General features: G+C 70.3%; 20 protein-coding genes. 9 read left to right on the top strand and 11 right to left on the bottom strand.

Annotation, left to right across the window (positions count from 1 at the left end; genetic code table 11):
* The first annotated feature begins 337 nt into the window (after positions 1–337).
* Entirely contained in the window at positions 338–1,516 is a 1,179-nt protein-coding gene (locus LT971_RS07225) for a tRNA sulfurtransferase (protein ID WP_237006175.1), read from the top strand.
* Positions 1,513–1,962, top strand: a complete 450-nt coding sequence (locus LT971_RS07230) for a DUF5804 family protein (protein WP_237006176.1) — start codon at positions 1,513–1,515, stop codon at positions 1,960–1,962. Before LT971_RS07225 ends, LT971_RS07230 begins: the two co-directional genes overlap by 4 nt.
* A gap of 7 nt (positions 1,963–1,969) precedes the next feature.
* Here LT971_RS07230 and LT971_RS07235 read toward each other — a convergent pair whose 3' ends face one another.
* Both LT971_RS07235 and LT971_RS07240 read right to left on the bottom strand, forming a co-directional pair.
* Positions 1,970–2,959, bottom strand: a complete 990-nt coding sequence (locus tag LT971_RS07235; RefSeq protein ID WP_237006177.1) for a PLP-dependent cysteine synthase family protein — start codon at positions 2,957–2,959, stop codon at positions 1,970–1,972.
* Positions 2,960–3,065: 106 nt separating this feature from the next.
* Positions 3,066–3,416 (bottom strand): DUF4260 domain-containing protein, encoded by a 351-nt coding sequence (locus LT971_RS07240; protein ID WP_237006178.1) that lies wholly within the window; start codon positions 3,414–3,416, stop codon positions 3,066–3,068.
* 107 nt (positions 3,417–3,523) lie between these two features.
* Between LT971_RS07240 and LT971_RS07245 the strand changes: the two genes are divergently transcribed.
* On the top strand, positions 3,524–3,883 hold the full coding sequence (locus LT971_RS07245; protein WP_272904753.1) for a TlpA family protein disulfide reductase: 360 nt from the start codon (positions 3,524–3,526) through the stop codon (positions 3,881–3,883).
* On the opposite strand, the gene LT971_RS07250 is transcribed toward LT971_RS07245, so the two are convergent.
* Positions 3,870–6,113 (bottom strand): thioredoxin domain-containing protein, encoded by a 2,244-nt coding sequence (locus LT971_RS07250; RefSeq protein ID WP_237006180.1) that lies wholly within the window; start codon positions 6,111–6,113, stop codon positions 3,870–3,872. The genes LT971_RS07245 and LT971_RS07250 overlap by 14 nt on opposite strands.
* A 46-nt stretch (positions 6,114–6,159) precedes the next feature.
* Positions 6,160–6,453 (bottom strand): hypothetical protein, encoded by a 294-nt coding sequence (locus LT971_RS07255; protein ID WP_237006181.1) that lies wholly within the window; start codon positions 6,451–6,453, stop codon positions 6,160–6,162.
* Between the two features lie 90 nt (positions 6,454–6,543).
* Between LT971_RS07255 and LT971_RS07260 the strand changes: the two genes are divergently transcribed.
* Together LT971_RS07260 and purD are read left to right on the top strand one after the other, a co-directional pair.
* Positions 6,544–7,218, top strand: coding sequence for a winged helix-turn-helix domain-containing protein (locus LT971_RS07260; protein WP_237006182.1), 675 nt, complete (start codon positions 6,544–6,546; stop codon positions 7,216–7,218).
* A gap of 69 nt (positions 7,219–7,287) precedes the next feature.
* A complete protein-coding gene (purD, locus tag LT971_RS07265; RefSeq protein ID WP_237006183.1) occupies positions 7,288–8,574 on the top strand; it encodes a phosphoribosylamine--glycine ligase in 1,287 nt (428 codons plus the stop codon).
* 184 nt (positions 8,575–8,758) lie between these two features.
* Here purD and LT971_RS07270 read toward each other — a convergent pair whose 3' ends face one another.
* Positions 8,759–9,295, bottom strand: coding sequence for an Ntn hydrolase family protein (locus tag LT971_RS07270; RefSeq protein ID WP_237006184.1), 537 nt, complete (start codon positions 9,293–9,295; stop codon positions 8,759–8,761).
* A 467-nt stretch (positions 9,296–9,762) separates the two neighbouring features.
* Between LT971_RS07270 and LT971_RS07275 the strand changes: the two genes are divergently transcribed.
* Positions 9,763–10,116, top strand: coding sequence for a DUF5789 family protein (locus LT971_RS07275; RefSeq protein WP_237006185.1), 354 nt, complete (start codon positions 9,763–9,765; stop codon positions 10,114–10,116).
* 31 nt (positions 10,117–10,147) lie between these two features.
* A complete protein-coding gene (locus tag LT971_RS07280; RefSeq protein ID WP_237006186.1) occupies positions 10,148–10,480 on the top strand; it encodes a DUF7130 family rubredoxin-like protein in 333 nt (110 codons plus the stop codon).
* Positions 10,481–10,616: 136 nt separating this feature from the next.
* Here LT971_RS07280 and LT971_RS07285 read toward each other — a convergent pair whose 3' ends face one another.
* On the bottom strand, positions 10,617–10,850 hold the full coding sequence (locus tag LT971_RS07285) for a DUF1328 domain-containing protein (protein WP_237006187.1): 234 nt from the start codon (positions 10,848–10,850) through the stop codon (positions 10,617–10,619).
* A gap of 61 nt (positions 10,851–10,911) precedes the next feature.
* On the bottom strand, positions 10,912–11,808 hold the full coding sequence (locus LT971_RS07290) for a mechanosensitive ion channel family protein (protein WP_237006188.1): 897 nt from the start codon (positions 11,806–11,808) through the stop codon (positions 10,912–10,914).
* 115 nt (positions 11,809–11,923) lie between these two features.
* Between LT971_RS07290 and LT971_RS07295 the strand changes: the two genes are divergently transcribed.
* A complete protein-coding gene (locus LT971_RS07295) occupies positions 11,924–12,382 on the top strand; it encodes a ferritin-like domain-containing protein (RefSeq protein WP_237006189.1) in 459 nt (152 codons plus the stop codon).
* An 85-nt stretch (positions 12,383–12,467) separates the two neighbouring features.
* Entirely contained in the window at positions 12,468–12,662 is a 195-nt protein-coding gene (locus LT971_RS07300; RefSeq protein WP_237006190.1) for a XapX domain-containing protein, read from the top strand.
* A 45-nt stretch (positions 12,663–12,707) separates the two neighbouring features.
* Here the strand turns inward: LT971_RS07300 and LT971_RS07305 are convergent, their stop codons facing one another.
* From LT971_RS07305 to sdhC, 4 genes are read right to left on the bottom strand one after another with little or no spacing between them, the layout of a single operon-like run.
* Positions 12,708–14,558: an FAD-binding protein gene (locus LT971_RS07305; RefSeq protein WP_237006191.1), complete on the bottom strand. Its 1,851-nt coding sequence runs from the start codon at positions 14,556–14,558 to the stop codon at positions 12,708–12,710.
* Positions 14,559–14,564: 6 nt separating this feature from the next.
* On the bottom strand, positions 14,565–15,458 hold the full coding sequence (locus tag LT971_RS07310) for a succinate dehydrogenase/fumarate reductase iron-sulfur subunit (RefSeq protein WP_237006192.1): 894 nt from the start codon (positions 15,456–15,458) through the stop codon (positions 14,565–14,567).
* Between the two features lie 7 nt (positions 15,459–15,465).
* Positions 15,466–15,828, bottom strand: coding sequence for a succinate dehydrogenase hydrophobic membrane anchor subunit (locus LT971_RS07315; protein WP_237006193.1), 363 nt, complete (start codon positions 15,826–15,828; stop codon positions 15,466–15,468).
* A gap of 1 nt (position 15,829) precedes the next feature.
* A complete protein-coding gene (sdhC, locus tag LT971_RS07320; protein WP_237006194.1) occupies positions 15,830–16,222 on the bottom strand; it encodes a succinate dehydrogenase, cytochrome b556 subunit in 393 nt (130 codons plus the stop codon).
* Between the last annotated feature and the right edge of the window lie 166 nt (positions 16,223–16,388).

Genomic DNA, 16,388 nt, shown 5'->3' on the forward strand with positions numbered 1-16,388 from the left:
GTCGCGCCCTTCGGGCGCGGTGGTCGCTCGTCGGCCGCTGCTCGCGCCGCTGGCGCTCGCAGCGTGAACCGCTTCGCTCGGGTTCTGTCGAACCGCTCGCTCGCGGATGCAACTGCTACCGGCTGATTCGCCAGCCGAAACCCGCGGGCTGCGTAGGTTCAAGTAGTGGGCCGGGCCCAGAGTCGTCGTGACCTGACGAACCGCGTGGGTCCGGCCGAGGCGGGAGTGCGGCGCGCCGGCCCGCAGCAGCGCAGCCGCCTGCTCGCCAGCCCCCGGTCTGCGAGTGTTCTCGCGGGGGAGCGATAGGTGTTTACTCCCGGGATGGCTTGCACCGCCTATGCTCCCGCCCGGAGCCGACAGCGTCGTCGTCAGACACGGCGACGTCGGCGTGAAGTCGAGTCACGTCCAGTCCGACATGGAGCGGACGCTCCGGGAGAACGTCGCTGCGATGCTCGCCGACCGCGGTATCGCCGGTGACGTCGACCGCGAGTGGGGACGCATCCTCGTTCGCAGCGCCGAACCCGACCGCGCAGCCGACGCCGCTGCCGACACGTTCGGCGTCGTCTCCGGCAGCCCCGCCGTCTCGGTCCCACCAGAACTCGACGCGATCACCGACGCACTTGCGGACGCCGCCCGCGAGCACTATGACGGCGGCGCGTTCGCCGTCGACGCCCGCCGTGCCGGTAGCCACGACTTCGACAGCCACGACGTCAACCGCGCGGGCGGCGACGCCGTCTGGGCAGCCGTCGAAGACGACTTCGACCCGGAAGTCGACCTGGACGACCCCGACGTCACGTTCTCCGTCGAAGTCCGCGACGAGGAGGCGTTCGTCTTCCTGGAACACCGCGACGGCCCCGGTGGAATGCCTCTCGGCACCCAGAAGCCGCTCGTTGCCCTCCTCTCGGGCGGCATCGATTCGCCGGTCGCCGCCTGGCAGGCGATGAAGCGCGGTGCGCCGGTCGTCCCGCTGTACCTCGACCTCGGCGACTACGGCGGTCCCGACCACCGCGCTCGCGCCGAGGAGTCCGTCCGGAAACTCGACGCTTACGCGCCGAACCGCGACCTCGAACTGCGTGTCGCCCCGGCCGGCGACGCGGTCGAGCGGCTCGCCGAGTCGACGGGCCGCACCCGGATGCTCTCGTATCGCCGGTTCATGTACCGGGTGGCCGAACACGTCGCCGAGGACGTCGGCGCCGCCGGCGTCGTCACCGGCGAAGCCATCGGGCAGAAGTCCAGCCAGACGACGGCGAACCTCGGCGTCGTCGACCGCGCGACACGGCTCCCGGTCCACCGGCCGCTGCTCACCTGGGACAAACAGGACATCGTGCAGGCCGCCCGGGACATCGGCACGTTCCGAGATTCGACCATCGAGGTCGGCTGCAACCGGCTCGCCCCGAACCAGCCGCTCACGGCAGCGCCACCCGAGAGCGTGCGGAAAGACGAACCGGACGCGCTCTTCGAGTGGGCCGAAGACGTGGCCGACGCCGTCGAGTCGGCGGAGGTGACGCATCCGTGACTGAGGTTCTCGTGCTCGGCAGCGACGACGTCGACCTGCGGCTCGACCTGTTCGGGTACGAGACCGCCCGTCGCGCGCTCGCGACGTACGAGGTTCAGTCGCCGTTCGCGAACACGGTCGCCGTCGACACCGTCAGCCTCGGCGCGGCCGTGTCCCTGCTGAACGACCTGAACTGGTACCTCGTCAGGCTCGCCGACGCGGCGTTCGTGCGCGAGCCGTCGGTCTCCGAGACGGAGTGGCTGTCCCGGGACCTCGCGGCGAAGGTCCGGGATGGCGAGGTTCGCGCGGCGGAGACGGACGCCCGCCTGAAGGTGTACGGGGTCGACGAGGGCGCGCTCGTCGAGCCGATGTACGTGACGCGCACGCAGGGCGAACACCCCGAGTACGACCTGCGGGACGTCGACGAGACGCTAACCGTGCGCGTGACGGACGACGAGTTCCGCTGAGAAGCCGCTAGTCGAAGACGCCGGCCGAGAGGTACCGCTCGCCGGAGTCGGGGAAGACGGTGACGACCAGCGGGCAGTCGTCGTAGGGGTCGCCGCCGTCGGCGAGCGCATCACCGTTCAGCTCGCCGAAGTCCTCGGCGTCGAAGTCCACTTCGGGACAGTTCAGGCCGGGTTCGGCGATGCGGTGGGCGACGCGCTTGGCCGCAATGTAGGCGGCTCCCGACGACTGGCCGACGAGGATTCCCTCCTTGCGAGCGAGTTGTCTGACGGCTGCCTCGGCGTCTTTCACGGCGACAGTCTCGACGCTGTCGACCAGGTCGCGGTCGAGATTCTCGCTGACGAACCCCGGCCCCATCCCCTGGAAGTCGTCGTCGCCGGCCTCGCCCGTCGAGAGCACGGCGTTGGACTCGGGCTCGACGGCCACGACCTCCATGTCCGGGAACGCCTCTTTCAGTCGTGTGGCGGTGCCGGTGATGGTGCCGCCGGTGCCAACGCCGGCGACGAACGCGTCGATCTCGCGGCCCTCGACGTCGTCGAGAATCTCTTCGGCGGTCGTCCGGTAGTGCGAGCGCGGGTTCGCGGGGTTCTCGAACTGGCCGACGCGGAAGCCGCCGTCCTCGGCGGCGAGCCGGTCGGCGCGCTCGTTGGCGGTCTCCATGCCGCCCTCGACGAGTTCGAGGTCTGCGCCGTACGCTCGCAGGAGCTGTTTGCGTTCCGTGGACATGTCCGCGGGCATGACGATGGTGAGGTCGTAGCCGCGCGCGGCGGCGACGAGCGCAAGGCCGATGCCGGTGTTCCCGCTGGTCGCCTCGACGAGCCGGTCGCCGGGCTGGATTTCACCCGCGCGCTCGGCCGCCAGCACCATCTCGCGGGCGGGCCGGTCTTTCGCCGACCCGCCGGGGTTGAACCCCTCGAGTTTGGCCGCGATGGTGGCGCCCTCGGGGGCCGGGACGCGGACGAGCGGGGTCCCGATGGCGTCCAGGATGCTGTCCTTCATTGGTCGCGTGTTGGGGCTCCCGGAGTAAACGTGTGGCGGGCCCTGGCAGCGCCTGCCGGCTCTACAGGCGGAGCAGGCCGAGTGCCTCGGGGCTCGCCGGGGCAGTTCATAGCGTGCCGAGGTGGGTGTCCTGGAAGCTCGTCGATTCTTTGAGGCCGTAGCCGAGTGCGCGGTCGGCGCCGATGTGGGCGGTCCAGACGGCGGCGACGAGCGCGGCGGACCGGACGTCGAGCGTGGCGCCGAGGACGGCGAGCGCGAGCGGGGCGGCGTAGACGTGGGTGGCGTTGTACGTCAGGGCGCCGACCCGTGGGTTCGCGAGGTAGCCGACCATGCCGATGTCGGGTGCGAGCGCGAGCAGGAGGAACACCCACCAGGCGCCGTCGAGCGCGAAGAACGCGGCGGTGGCGACGGCGAAGACCGCCGCGCCTTCCAGCCGGAGGAGCTGTCGAGTTGTCATGCTGACGTGTACGCCGCGACAGGCGATAACGCTACCGCGAAGCAGCCGGGGGAGGCGCGGGGCTTTTGGCCGGCAGCCGCCAACTGTCGCGTGTGACACTCAAGACGATGGAGGCGAACCCGGCGTGGGACGCGGACTCGTACCCGGACGTGCTCGCGGCGTTCGAGGGACTCGGCGACGACGCTACCGTCCACGTCTGGGGCGCGGACTGGTGTGGGGACTGCCGGTCGCAGCTCCCGGACTTCGCGGCGGCCCTCGACGCGGCGGGCGTCGAGCCGGACGTGTACCCTGTCGAGCGGGGCGACGACGGGAACGGGAAGACGGGGCCGAAGGTCGACGAGTACGGTGTGGACCTGATTCCGACCGTGGTCGTTGAGGGCGGCGACGGCGAGGAGCTGGCGCGCTTCGAGGAAGCAGAGCGGCTGCCGCCGGCGCAGTACCTCGCCGAGGAGCTCAGCGACGACTGAACTCCGCGAGCCACTCGGAGAGTTCTGCTGCGGAGTCGAGGGGCGGCGAGCACGCGCGCCGGCAGACGTAGGCTCTCGGGGAGCCGTCATCACCGGCCGTCCGGTCGGCCCACAGCGGCGGCGCGTCGTCGAGGTCGAGGGCGTCCAGCCACTCGTCGAGACCGGCGTCCGTCGGTGGCCGCCGGGAGAGCAGGCGGTCCGGGAGGTAGGTCTCGCCGACGGCGGCGCGCCAGTCGTCGGGGAGGCGGTCGGCCGCGACGGTGACTTCGCGGTGACCGACGGTGTTCGTGTCGGCGGCGAGCACGAGCTCGGGGATGCGGCCGGGGTTCGACTCGACGCGGCCGCCGTAGCGTCCGAGCAGGTCGGTCGCGGCGTCACCGTAGCCGGCGTCGGGGTCGAACGCGTCGAGCGCGAGCAGCGTCTCCGCTGCGACGCCGACGGGGGAGGGGGTCGACCCACCGCCGGTCGCCTGCGAGCGCACGTCCACGTCGTCGACTTCCTCGGGGGCTTCGTAGAGCGCGCCCGAGTCCTCGTCGTAGCAGGCGTCGAGCATGGCGTCGGCGAGGTCGAGCGCGAACGCGAGGTGGTCGCGGTCGCCGGTCGCCTCGTAGGTGGCGAGCGCGCCCGCGGCGAGGTAGGCGTAGTCCTCGGCGTAGCCGACGCCGGCGACCTCCCCGTGGATGGTGCGGCGCGCGAGCCGGCTGCCGTCCCAGAGCTCCTCGCGGACGAAGCCGACTGCCTCGGCGGCCCGCGTGGCGAACCGCTGGTCGAGTGCGAGCCCGGCTTCGGCGAACGCGCGCGCCATCAGGCCGTTCCAGCCGGCGAGCACTTTGTCGTCGCGGGCGGGCCGCGGGCGGTCGGCGCGGGCGGCCCGCAGCCGGGTTTGGGCGGCGGTCAGCCATTCGCGGGCGGTCGACTGGTCGACGTCGAACGCGTCGGCGAGGTCGGCCAGTGACGCCGAGACGGTGAGCACCGTGGTGCCGTTCTCGAAGTTGCCGGCGTCGTCGACGCCGTATCGCTGGCAGGCGAGGTCGGTGAGCGTGGCGTCGTCGGCCTCGCAGGGGGCGTCGTCGGCGTACTCCGCGATGGCGGCCTCGACCTGTTCGGGCGTCCAGACGTAGAACGCGCCCTCCTCGCGCTCACCGTCAGATCGTTCCTCACCGTGTACGTCACGACCTGACGAGCCCGCGGCTTCGCCGCGGACCCCGCCGGGGTCGTCGACGGGCGGGCTGCGCGCGTCCAGCGTGGCGTAGAAGCCGCCGTCGGGGTGGCCGAGTTCGCGGTCGACGAAGTCCAGTGCGTCCCGGGCGACCGCGGCGTACCGGCTGTCGCCGAGCGCGCGGTAGCCGTCGACGTAGAGCCGGGCGAGCTCGGCCTGGTCGTACAGCATCTTCTCGAAGTGCGGGACGGTCCAGTCGCGGTCGGTGCAGTACCGGTGGAAGCCGCCGCCGACGTGGTCGTGGAGGCCGCCCTCGGCCATCGCGTCGAGGGCGTGGCGGGCCACCGCACCGTACTCGGGGTCGCTGTCGCCGTCGTCGCTGCCGCCAGCGTCGAGCTGGGTGGCTCGCAGGAGGACGTGGAGCCGGCCCGCCTGCGGGAACTTCTGCCCGCGCCCGAAGCCGCCGTGCGTGCTGTCGGCCGCGCTCGCGATTGACTCGGCGGCGTCGCCGAGCGGCGACTCGGGGCCGATGTCGACGGCGTCGGGGAGGGCCTCGAGTTCGCCGCGGGCGGCGCTCAGCCACTGGTCGGCGCGGTCCTCGAGGTCGCCGCGGTCGTCGGCCCAGTTCCCCGCGACGTCGTCGAGCAACTGGAGGAAGCCCGGCTGGCCCTGCTTGGGGTGTTTCGGGAAGTACGTCCCGACGTAGAACGGCTCGCGGTCCGGCGTGAGGAACGCCGATAGCGGCCACCCGCCGCCGCCGCGGACGACCTGACACACCTTCATGTACAGCGAGTCGACGTCGGGGCGCTCCTCGCGGTCGACCTTGACGGGGACGAAGTTGTCGTTGAGCTTCTCGGCGACTTCGGGGTCGTCGAAGGACTCCTCGGCCATGACGTGACACCAGTGACACGCCGAGTAGCCGATGGAGAGGAAGATGGGGACGTCGTGCTCGCGGGCTTTCTGGAAGGCGTCTTCGCCCCACTCCTGCCAGTTGACGGGGTTGTCGGCGTGTTGGCGGAGGTAGGGGCTGGCCGCCTCGTCGAGGCGGTTCCGGTCGGTGGGCTGCGTCATGGCTGCGGGTAGGGGGTGCGTCCGGGTAAACCCCGGCGTCGCGGCGTCACCGGCGGCCGATTCGGTCGTCGACGGCGAGGCCGTGGCGCGCACCAGCCCACGCGAGTGTGAGGGGGACGGCCAGCAGCAGCCAGCCGACGAAGACGGCGACGGTGACGGCTGCCACAGGCAGCTGGACGACCGTCGCCCGGTACGGCATCGGGACGCCCCGGGCGGCGGCGCCGACTGCCGAGGCGGCGACGAGCAGCGCGAATACGGGGAGGACGGCCCGCCAGCCGGCGCGGAGTCGCGTCGAGTCGGGTTGCCGGAGCGGGCGGAGTCTGGAGAGCGCGGTGGACATGCCCGAGTGCTGGACGGCGGGGAGCTTCAGTGCTTCCAGCACCGCGTTACAGGAACAACGCTGATGCGTCTGGTCGTTGGACTGGCGACCATGGACGCCTTCGAGGTGCTCGCCGAGGAGACGCGAGCCGACGTGCTGCGCGCGCTGGCCGCCCACCAGCGCGACCACCCCGGCGACCCAGCGCTGTCGTTCTCCGACCTGCGGGAGCGCGCTGGCGTGGCGGACTCGGGGAACTTCAACTACCACCTGGGGAAGTTCGACGGCCGGTTCGTCCAGCAGGCGGGAGACGGCTACGCACTGACGCCACGGGGAGTCCGGCTCGCCGCGCTCGCCGTCGCGGGCTTCGAGGACCCGGCGGTCGGCGACCCGGCACCCGTGGGTTCGGACTGCCCGGCCTGCGGCGAGCCCCTTTCCGTCTCGTACGACGAGGGGATGGTGGCGGTGGCCTGCGGGAGCGACCACGTCTTCCCGCGGTCGTTCATGCAGCCGCCGGGCGCCGACCGCGACCCCGACGACCTCGCCCGGGTCGCGTCCCTGCTGGGGCGACAGACCGCCGAGCGCGTCGCGGCCGGGGTGTGTCCGGTCTGCGACGGCTGCGTCGACGTGGCGCCCAGTACGCTCGACACCGAGCTGGTGCCGCTGACGTACACCGGGACGTGTACTGACTGCGGGACACCTGTCGGCGTGCCGCCGGAGTTCGTCGCGCCGACGGTGCCGGCCGTCGTCGCGTTCTGGTACGAGCGTGGCGTCGACGCGCCCCAGTAATCACGTACGTGGTTACTAGGGAGCTGTGGAAGGACAACGTTTACACTCTCTTGCTCACTCGGTGGTGGTATGACGGAACGCGTCCTCCTGCTCGGCGGCGGCGGTCGAGAGCACGCCATCGCCGACGCGCTCGCGCCGGACTGCGAACTGTACGCCGCGGCCGGCAACCGCAACCCCGGCATCGACGCGCTCGCCGACGGCTTCACCGAACTCGACACCACCGACCCCGGCGCGGTCGTCGACCACGCCGAATCCATCGACGCGACGCTCGTGGTCGTCGGCCCCGAGTCGCCGCTCGCGGCCGGCGTCGTCGACGCCCTCGAGGACGCCGGCATCTACGCGTTCGGCCCGAAGCAGGCCGACGCGCGCATCGAGACGGACAAGCCGTTCCAGCGGCAGTTCATGGCCGACCACGACGTCCCCGGGCAGGCCGACTTCGCGGCGTTCGACGACCCCGGGGCGGCCGCCGACTACGTCGAGTCAGTCGAGGGCCACGTCGCCGTGAAGCCCGCCGGCCTCACCGGCGGGAAGGGAGTTCGCGTTACCGGTGACCAGATGTCGAAGGCCGAGGCCGCCGAGTACGTCCGGGAGAGCGGCCACGACGAGTGGGTCGTCGAGGAGCGACTGGAAGGTGTCGAAATCACGGTGCAGGCCCTCGTCGCGAACGGCGACGTGCGCGTCACGCCCGTCGCGCACGACCACGGCCGGGCCTACGAGGGCGACGAAGGCCCGAACACGGGCGGCATGGGCAGCGTGGCCGGGCCCGGCAAACTCCTGTCGTTCGTCACCGAGGACGACTACGCGGCCGCCGTCGACACCATCGAAGCGGTCGTGGAGGGCCTCGAGGACTACCGCGGCGTCCTCTACGGCCAGTTCATGCTGACGGCCGACGGCCCAAAGGTCGTGGAGTTCAACGCCCGGTTCGGCGACCCCGAGGCGATGAACACGCTGCCGGCGATGGAGACGCCGCTGCTGGACGTGCTCGTCGCCGCCCGCGACGACGACCCGCTGCCCGACCTCTCCTTTTCGGAGACGGCGACCGTCTGCAAGTACGCCGTCCCCGACGGCTACCCGACCGACCCGGAGGGCGGCACCCGAATCACCGTCGACGAGGAATCGGTGGGCGACGCGCGACTGTTCTACGCGAGCGTCGACGCCCGAGAGGACGGTCTCTACACCACCACGTCGCGGTCGTTCGCCGTCGTCGGCACCGGCGACACGCTCGCCGAGGCCAACGAGACCGCCGACGCCGCGCTGACCGATCTCCCCGACGGCCTGCGCGCCCGCCGCGACGTCGGCTCCGAGGCGCTCCTGGAGGAGCGCGTCGCGACGATGGCTGCACTGCGCGGAGACTGACTCACTCCAGCAGCGTCCGGGCGTACGCGATGGGGCGATCGAGGTAGCCTGTCCCGGATGCCGCGAGCCGGACCTACCCATGGCGGACGTTCGGGCGCCACTCGCCTCGCTGTCGGAGCCAGCCACACTGTCGCCTCCGGGTCGCGCTCGGAGATGCGCGCCGAATGTGTGCCGTACGGCCGGCTTACTCGCGGGACGGGAGTTCTGCGACCTCGATGTCACCGACGGTCTCGGGGTCCCGGGCTCGCGCAGCGCGCACGCCCTCCCGGGCGAGCGCGACGGCCTCGTCGAGGTCTACGCCGGGGTCGGCGGATTCGAGGCGGCCGAGCGCGGGCTCCACGCCCGTGCCGAGCGCGACGGTGTCTGTCCGCGCGCTCGCCCCGCTCGCGTCGACCCGGCTGAGCCTCGCCCGGCCGTCGTCGTCGCGGGCCGCCACGGCTGCCTCGACCCCGAGGTCGTCGGCGGTGTCGGCGACCCGGCGGCCGAGCGAGCGCACGTCGGCGTCGCGACTGCTCCCGACGTCGAGGTCGCGGACGACACGGTCGATTTGCCGGCTGAACTCGTCGACGTCGCCCTGCTCGCCGGCCGCGCCGACGACCGCGGCGTCGAACGCGAACAGTCGGCGGGCCCCCTCGTCCATCGCGGTTCCGTCAGCGACCGCACCGGTGTTCGCCGCGACCGCGACGCCGTCTTCGACTTCGACGGCGACGACGGTTCCCACGCTAGCACCTCGTGCCCGCACCGGGCCCACTGTCACCGAACGTTCCCCGCGCCCCCGTGCCCGTCGCGTCACCAGACGGTCTCGAACGTGGCGTGCCAGTCACACCACCCCGGACGCCGGGAGCGCGTATTGTTAGCCGTCCGTCCACGCCAGTACGGTCGTCGTACTCGCAGTACCGCCTCCGAGAACTGGTCGCGCCCACCCCGGCCTGCACCGGCAAGCCACCCCATTGACATCCTCCCCGCGCTGAAGGGCGAGGAGGATGTCAATTGCCGTGTGCGGGCCACCTGGCCACCTTACTTCGGGCTTCCGCGGGGACTCGCAGCGACCACTGCGGGCCACGAGACGGCCCGTATGTCCGTCCGCTCACCCTTCCGGGGCCGGTCGACGCCGACTCACCGCCCGCTACTGGCGGTGGCCTGTATCCTGACACAACGCGTTTACCGCGCCTCGGCGTACACTGGGCCATGGTATCAGATGACGTGGTAGCCGGCGGCGCCGACGGCGAGGGCAACGGCGAGCAGGGCGTCGAACTCGGCGCCCTCGACGACGAACTCGAGACCCACGACTACCCTGTGTCGTCGTCCGAACTGGTCGAGGAGCACGGCGACTTCGAGATCGGGCTGCCCGGCGGCTCACAGGTCCTCTCGGAGGTCCTGGGGCTGCTGGGGGAGAGCGGCAAGGAGTTCGAAGGCCCCGACGACGTCCGGCGAGCCATCCACAGCCTCGTCGGCTCGGAGGCGGTCGGCCGCCAGAGATACAGCGACCGCGGCGGGTCGACGCCCGACGAGAACGACCTCGCCAGCCAGGAGTCGTTCTGAGCCACCGACAGACGCCACCAACCCACTACCAATGAGCAATTCACACACGCAGGTCGACATCGAGTCAGGAGACACCGTCCACGACCACGAGGGCCGCGTCCTCGGCATCGTCGACGAAGTCACCGACGACGGCTTCGAGGTCGCCGTCATCGAAGTCGACGGGCACGCCGCGGACGCGAGCCGGGACCCCGACCGGGACAGCGCGGACACGGAGGACGTCCCCGGGAAGGACTTCGGCGAGGGCTACCTGATGTGGCGTTGCGAGGACTGCGGCGAGATGGGGCCACTCGAGGGGGGCTTCCCCGAGACGTGCCCCGACTGCGGCGCGCCGAAAGAACACATCCACGTCGCACAGGAGGACTGAGCGCCCGCTACCGCTGCCGCTGCTGCTGCTGTCGGCAGGCGGTGGCCGCCGTTCACGGTTCCCGGACATCAGGGGCTGTGCGTGTCGCTCGCGATCGGGCTTGCTCCGGGGTGGAGAGACCCCTCCGCTGGCCCCCTCACAGCAGGAACGACACGACCGCGAGCACGACGAAGATGATGACCAGCCACTTCGCGATGTCCATACTCAGCCCCGCGATGCCGCGCGCGCCGAAGATGGCGGCGACCACCGCGAGGACGAGAAACAGGATCGCGAGTTCGATGAGGTTGCCGCCCGCCAGCAGCGGTGTCAGTCCGTCGACGGCCGACGCGAGCGGTACGCCACCGAGTACTGCCACCGATGTGAGCGCCATGCGAGTACGACGCCCCGAAGCCGGTTAGTTACGGGGTCGAATCTGGGCGCGATGGCCGCTCCTACTCTGCCTCGCGGTGGACGGTCAGGCTGCCGCCGAGCTCGCGCGTCGCTGGCGGGCTGACCGACACCCCCTCGGCGGCCAGTCGGCTCTTGACGGCCGCTCTGAACGCCGACCGGGTCTCGAGGAGGTCCCCCGGTCGGGGGCTGTCGACCCAGTAGTCGACCCTGACCACGACGGCGTCCTCGCGGAGCTCCTCCACGTAGGCGGCGGGCTCGGGGTCGGCGACCACTCTATCGAGGCTCGCAGCGGTGTCGGCGGCGTGCGAGAGGACTTCCGGCAGCGCCTCGTCGAAGTCGACGTTCACGCGGTCGACGAGTCGCCGGGACGACTGGCGGTACGGCCGCACGACGACCTCGCTCGTGAGCGCGGTGTTCGGCACGGTCACGAGCTCCCCGCCCGGCGTCTCCACGCGCGTCGCCCGCAGCTGGATGGACTGCACGGTGCCCTCGTACGCCCCGAACTCGATGTAGCTCCCGACGCTGAACTCGGGGTCGAACACGAGCACGAGTCCGCTCACCATCGACCCGACCACCGTCTGTGCGGCGACGCCGACGGCGAGCGTGCCGGCGGCAACGACCAGCGCCGAGTCCGAGAGGAGCTGGCCGTACCCGGCCACGGACGCGCCGACGGCCGTGCCAGCCAGCACGAACAGCACCCGGACGTACCGCGCGATGGCCTCCTGAATCGTCGGATTGTCGCGGTTCCGTCGACGCACGACGCGACCCACGAGCGGCTCGACGACGACCCACCCGAGCACCACTACCACACCGAACCCCAGCAGGAACCACGCCGCGTTCACTGCCAGCGGCACCAGGTCGACGAGCTCCTCGGGCCCGGGGTCGGGCGGTCCCTCGGCCGTCGTCGCCGCACTGAGACTGGCCAGTTGTTCGCGCATGTCGGTTCTCTTCACGTGGATGCAACCAGCGACGGAATGTTATGCGGCCAGTACGTCGACAGCCGGCGAATCACCCGCATACACCACTATACGTCTCGCTGGCGTCCGTGTACGCATGACGAGTGAGGACGAGGTCACCGAACTGCTGCGGACCGCCTACCAAGACGAGATCGAGACCGTCATGAACTACATGACGAACGCAATTGTGCTCGACGGCGTGCGCGCCGAAGAGATCAAAGAGAGCCTGCAGGCAGACGTCCAGGAGGAGCTCGGCCACGCCGAACAGCTCGGCGACCGTCTCAAGCAACTCGACGAGGTGCCGCCCGCCTCCGGGGAGTTCGTCGCCCACCAGGAGTCGCTGCAGCCGCCCGAGGACTCCACGGACGTCCTCTCGGTCATCGAGGGCGTCCTCGACGCCGAGGAGGGCGCCATCGAGACGTACCGCGCACTCATCAGCGCCGCCGAGGACGCCGACGACCCCGTCACGGCCGACCTCGCGGTCACGATTCTCGGCGACGAGGAAGCCCACCGGACGGAGTTCCGGGGCTTCCGCAAGGAGTACCGGTCGGACTGACGCGCGTCGGCTCCAGCGGCGACAGTGACGCGCTTGCCCGCCGAAATCGCGGGGTTTTCTGCGGCCCGGCGACTACGCGGCGAGCATGAACTCGACGTTCGTCGTGCTCGCAACACTCGCCGGCCTCGCCGTCGGCGGATTCTTCGCGTTCTTCCGCATCCCCGTCCCGGCACCCCCGACAATCGCCGGCGTCATGGGCATCGTCGGCATCTGGGCGGGCTACCAGCTGGTCCACTTCTTCGACCTCGGATTCGACGTCGTCGACGCACTCGGGCTGTAGTCGCCGGAACCGACAGAAGAGCGAGTCGCTGCGGCCGGGACCTCGTCAGTACGAGCGGTTCTTCGGCTCGTAGGTCTCCTCGTGGCCCTCGAGGATGACCGGCCGGTACCATAGCTCGGGGTCGCCGTCGTTCCACGACACCATCGTGTGCTTGAGCCACTCGTCGTCCTTGCGCTCCTGGTGTTCCTTCCGCCAGTGCGCGCCCCGGAACTCGTCGCGGGCGAGCGCGCCCATCGTGATGGCCTCCGCGACGTCAAGCAGGTTCCGCGTCTCGATGGTGTGCTGGAGGTCGGTGTTGAACGTCCGGGACTTGTCGGCGACGTAGACGTCCTGGTAGCGCTCCCGGGCCTCCTGGATGTCCTCGAGGGCCTGCTCGAGGCCGGCCTCGGTGCGGAAGACGTTCACGTTCTCCGTCATGGACGTCTGGAGGTCGGCGCGCACGTCGGCGTGGTTCACGCCGTCCTCGCGCTCCAGCAGCGTCTCGATGCGCTCCTCCTCGGTGGCTTCCGCGTCGGAGACCACTTCCTCCGAGGACCGCGTGTCGACGTCCTCGACCGGCTCGCCGCCGTCGGCCGCCGGCTCTGCGGTGTCGGACTGTTCGCTCGGCAGCCCGACCGGGACGCCGAGCTCTTCGCGGTCCAGCTCCTCGCTGGGCCCGGTCTCGATGAGCGCCTCACCCATGTCCTCGCCGGCGGCGTGCCGGCCCGCGAGCGCGCCGAACACGATGAGCTCCGGCAGCGCGTTCCCGCCGAGGCGGTTCGCGCCGTGCAGGCTCACGCAGGCGCACTCGCCGGCGGCGTACAGGCCGTCGACGCACGTCTCGCCGAACTCGTTGGTCTCGACGCCGCCCATCGCGTAGTGCTGGCCGGGCTTGACCGGCATCGGCTCCTCGAGTCCGTCGACGCCCTCGAAGTCCTCCGCCAGGTGGAGGATGTTCTCGAGGCGGTCGGTGATGCGCTCCTCGCCGAGGTGGCGCATGTCGAGGTAGACGTACTCGTCGTCGATACCCCGCCCCTCGTTGATTTCGGTGAGTTCGGCGCGGGAGACGACGTCGCGAGACGCGAGCTCGCCGTCGTTGGTCGCGTACCCGTACTCGAACATGAACCGCTCGCCCTCCGCGTTGTAGAGGATGCCACCCTCGCCGCGCACGCCCTCGCTGATGAGGACGCCCGTCGACGGCAGCGTCGTCGGGTGGAACTGGATCATCTCCATGTCCTCGATGGGGACGCCGGCGCGGTACGCCATCGCCACGCCGTCGCCGGTGTTCGCGACGGCGTTCGTCGTGTGGTCGTACGCCTGCCCGAGCCCACCGGTCGCGAGGATGACGCCGTCGCGCGCCTCGAAGCCCGCAATCTCGCCGGACTGCACGTCCCACGCCACGACGCCGTGGCACTCGCGATCGTTCGGGTCGTCCTCGTCGGTGACGGCGAGGTTCGACACGTACCACTCGTCGTACACCTCGATGCCCCGTTTCACGACCTGCTCGTAGAGCGTGTGGAGCATGTGGTGGCCGGTCTCCGCCCCCGCGTACGTCGTCCGCGGGAACGACAGCCCGCCGAACGGCCGCTGGCTCACGCGGCCGTCGTCCTCCCGGGAGAACGGCATCCCCCAGTGCTCGAGCTGGATGACCTCGTCCGGTGCGGTTTTCGCGAACGTGTCGATGGCCGGGGCGTCGCCGAGGTAGTCCGACCCCTTCATCGTGTCGTACGCGTGGTCCTCCCACGAGTCCCCGTCGCGGAGCGCGGCGTTGATGCCGCCCTCCGCCGCCCCGGTGTGGCTGCGGACCGGGTGGAGCTTCGTGACGATTGCTACGTCTGCGCCCTGTTCCTGGGCGGCGATGGCCGCGCGGAGCCCCGCGCCGCCGCCGCCGACCACGATGACGTCGTGCTCGTACATGCTAGGTTACCAGAACTTCAGGTTCTCCTTGACTGCCTCTCGCTTGAGCTCCTGGATGTGCTCTGTCAGCGGGATGTCCTTCGGACAGACCTCCGTGCAGGAGAACTGCGTCTGGCAGCGCCACACGCCGTGCTCCTGCTCGATGATCTCCAGGCGCTCCTGTCGCTTCTGCTCGCCCTCGCGCTCGTCCATGTAGAACCGGTAGGCCTTGTTGATGGCTGCCGGGCCGAGGTACTGGTTGTCGCCCGCGGCGATGTTACACGAGGACATGCAGGCGCCACACCAGATGCAGCGCGTCGAGAGCTTGATGTGCTCGCGGTTCTCGCGGCTCTGGCGCTGCTCGTCGAGCTCGCCGTCCGGGAGCTCGTCCGGGTCGAAGAACGGCTGGACGGACTCCATCTGGTCGTAGAAGTGGTCCATCTCCACCACGAGGTCTTTCACGACGTCTTGGTGGGGGAGCGGCTCGACGCGAACGGGCCACTCGAGGTCGCCCATCTGCGTCTGGCAGCCGAGCTGCTGGCTGCCGTTGATGAAGAAGGCGTCGGACCCACAGACGGCCTGCCGGCAGGAGTGCCGGAAGGTCAGACTGGAGTCGTACTCGTCGCGCGCGAAGATGAGCGCGTCGAGGACGGTCATCCCCTTCTCGAAGGGAACTGTGAACGAGTCGAACCGCGGCTCCTCTTTCCCCTCGACTTCGGGGTCGTAACGGAACACCTTCAGTTCGACTGTCTCGCCCTCGAACTCCGTGGCGGCCTGCGCCGCGGCGTCGTCTCTGGCCTCGGCGCGAGCGCGCTTCTCGTCCATCCGGCGCTGCTGGTGGTCGGGTGCCGCCGACGCCCCCGACTCGGCCTCCGGCTCGGTCTCGGTCTCGGTCTCGGTCTCCGGTGTCTGCGTGCTCATTAGTGAGTTAGAACCCCGCGAGCGTGTTCGCCACGCGAATGCCCTGCACGACCAGCAGCAGTCCTGCCAGCCCGAGGACGATCTGCGCGGCGCGCTTCGCCTTCCCCTCGATGCCCTGGTTCACCAGCGCGTTGTAGACGCCGTTGACGCCGTGGAACGTCGCCGTCACGAGGAACAGCACCATCGTGAGGTAGTAGCCGACTTCGCTCATCCGCGCCTGGCTGCCCGCGAACTCGATGTTGTAGGCGTGGGTGACGAAGTGCAGATTGAAGAAGTGGAACGCCAGCACCACGACCAGGAACGCGGCCGTCAGGCGCTGGAGCAGCCACGTCGTCGACCCCGAACGGAACGAGGAGTATCGTTCGGCCATGCTAGAACGCCCCCGTGAGGAAGGTCGGAACGCTGGCGACGACGATGACGCCCGTCAACACCAGCGACGCGTAGAAACTCTTGTCCTGTGCCTCCAGTCCGACGCCGAGGTCCACGAACAGCAGGCGGATGCCGTTCAGGATGTGGAAGACGGCCACCGCCAGCAGTCCGACCTCGAGGATGCGGACCACGGCGAGGCTCTCTAGCCCACTCAGCGTGTTGTTGTACGCCTGTGCGCCCTGCAGCGACGTGCTCAGGACCGAGATGTGGGTGAACAGGTACCCGACGAGAACCCACCCCGTGAACTTGTGAAACACCCAGGCCCACATGCCGGCCGAGAACTCCGTCCACCGGCCGAAGTCCTCGACGAGGCCTCGGTCGTACGACTCGCTCATACCACGTGAACGTCGGGACCCGCCGCACATAGAAGTTACTACACGCTCGGCTTCTGCTGGCGGCGTCACGTTCGGCGACACAGTCGGCGTCCTCGGCCGCCGAACCGGATGGCGTTCGCGGCGTTTCGAGTTGGTGGTGCTAGCAGCCGCCGCACTAATTGTTAAC

The organism is Halobacterium rubrum (assembly GCF_021729015.1).
GTDB lineage: Archaea > Halobacteriota > Halobacteria > Halobacteriales > Halobacteriaceae > Halobacterium > Halobacterium rubrum.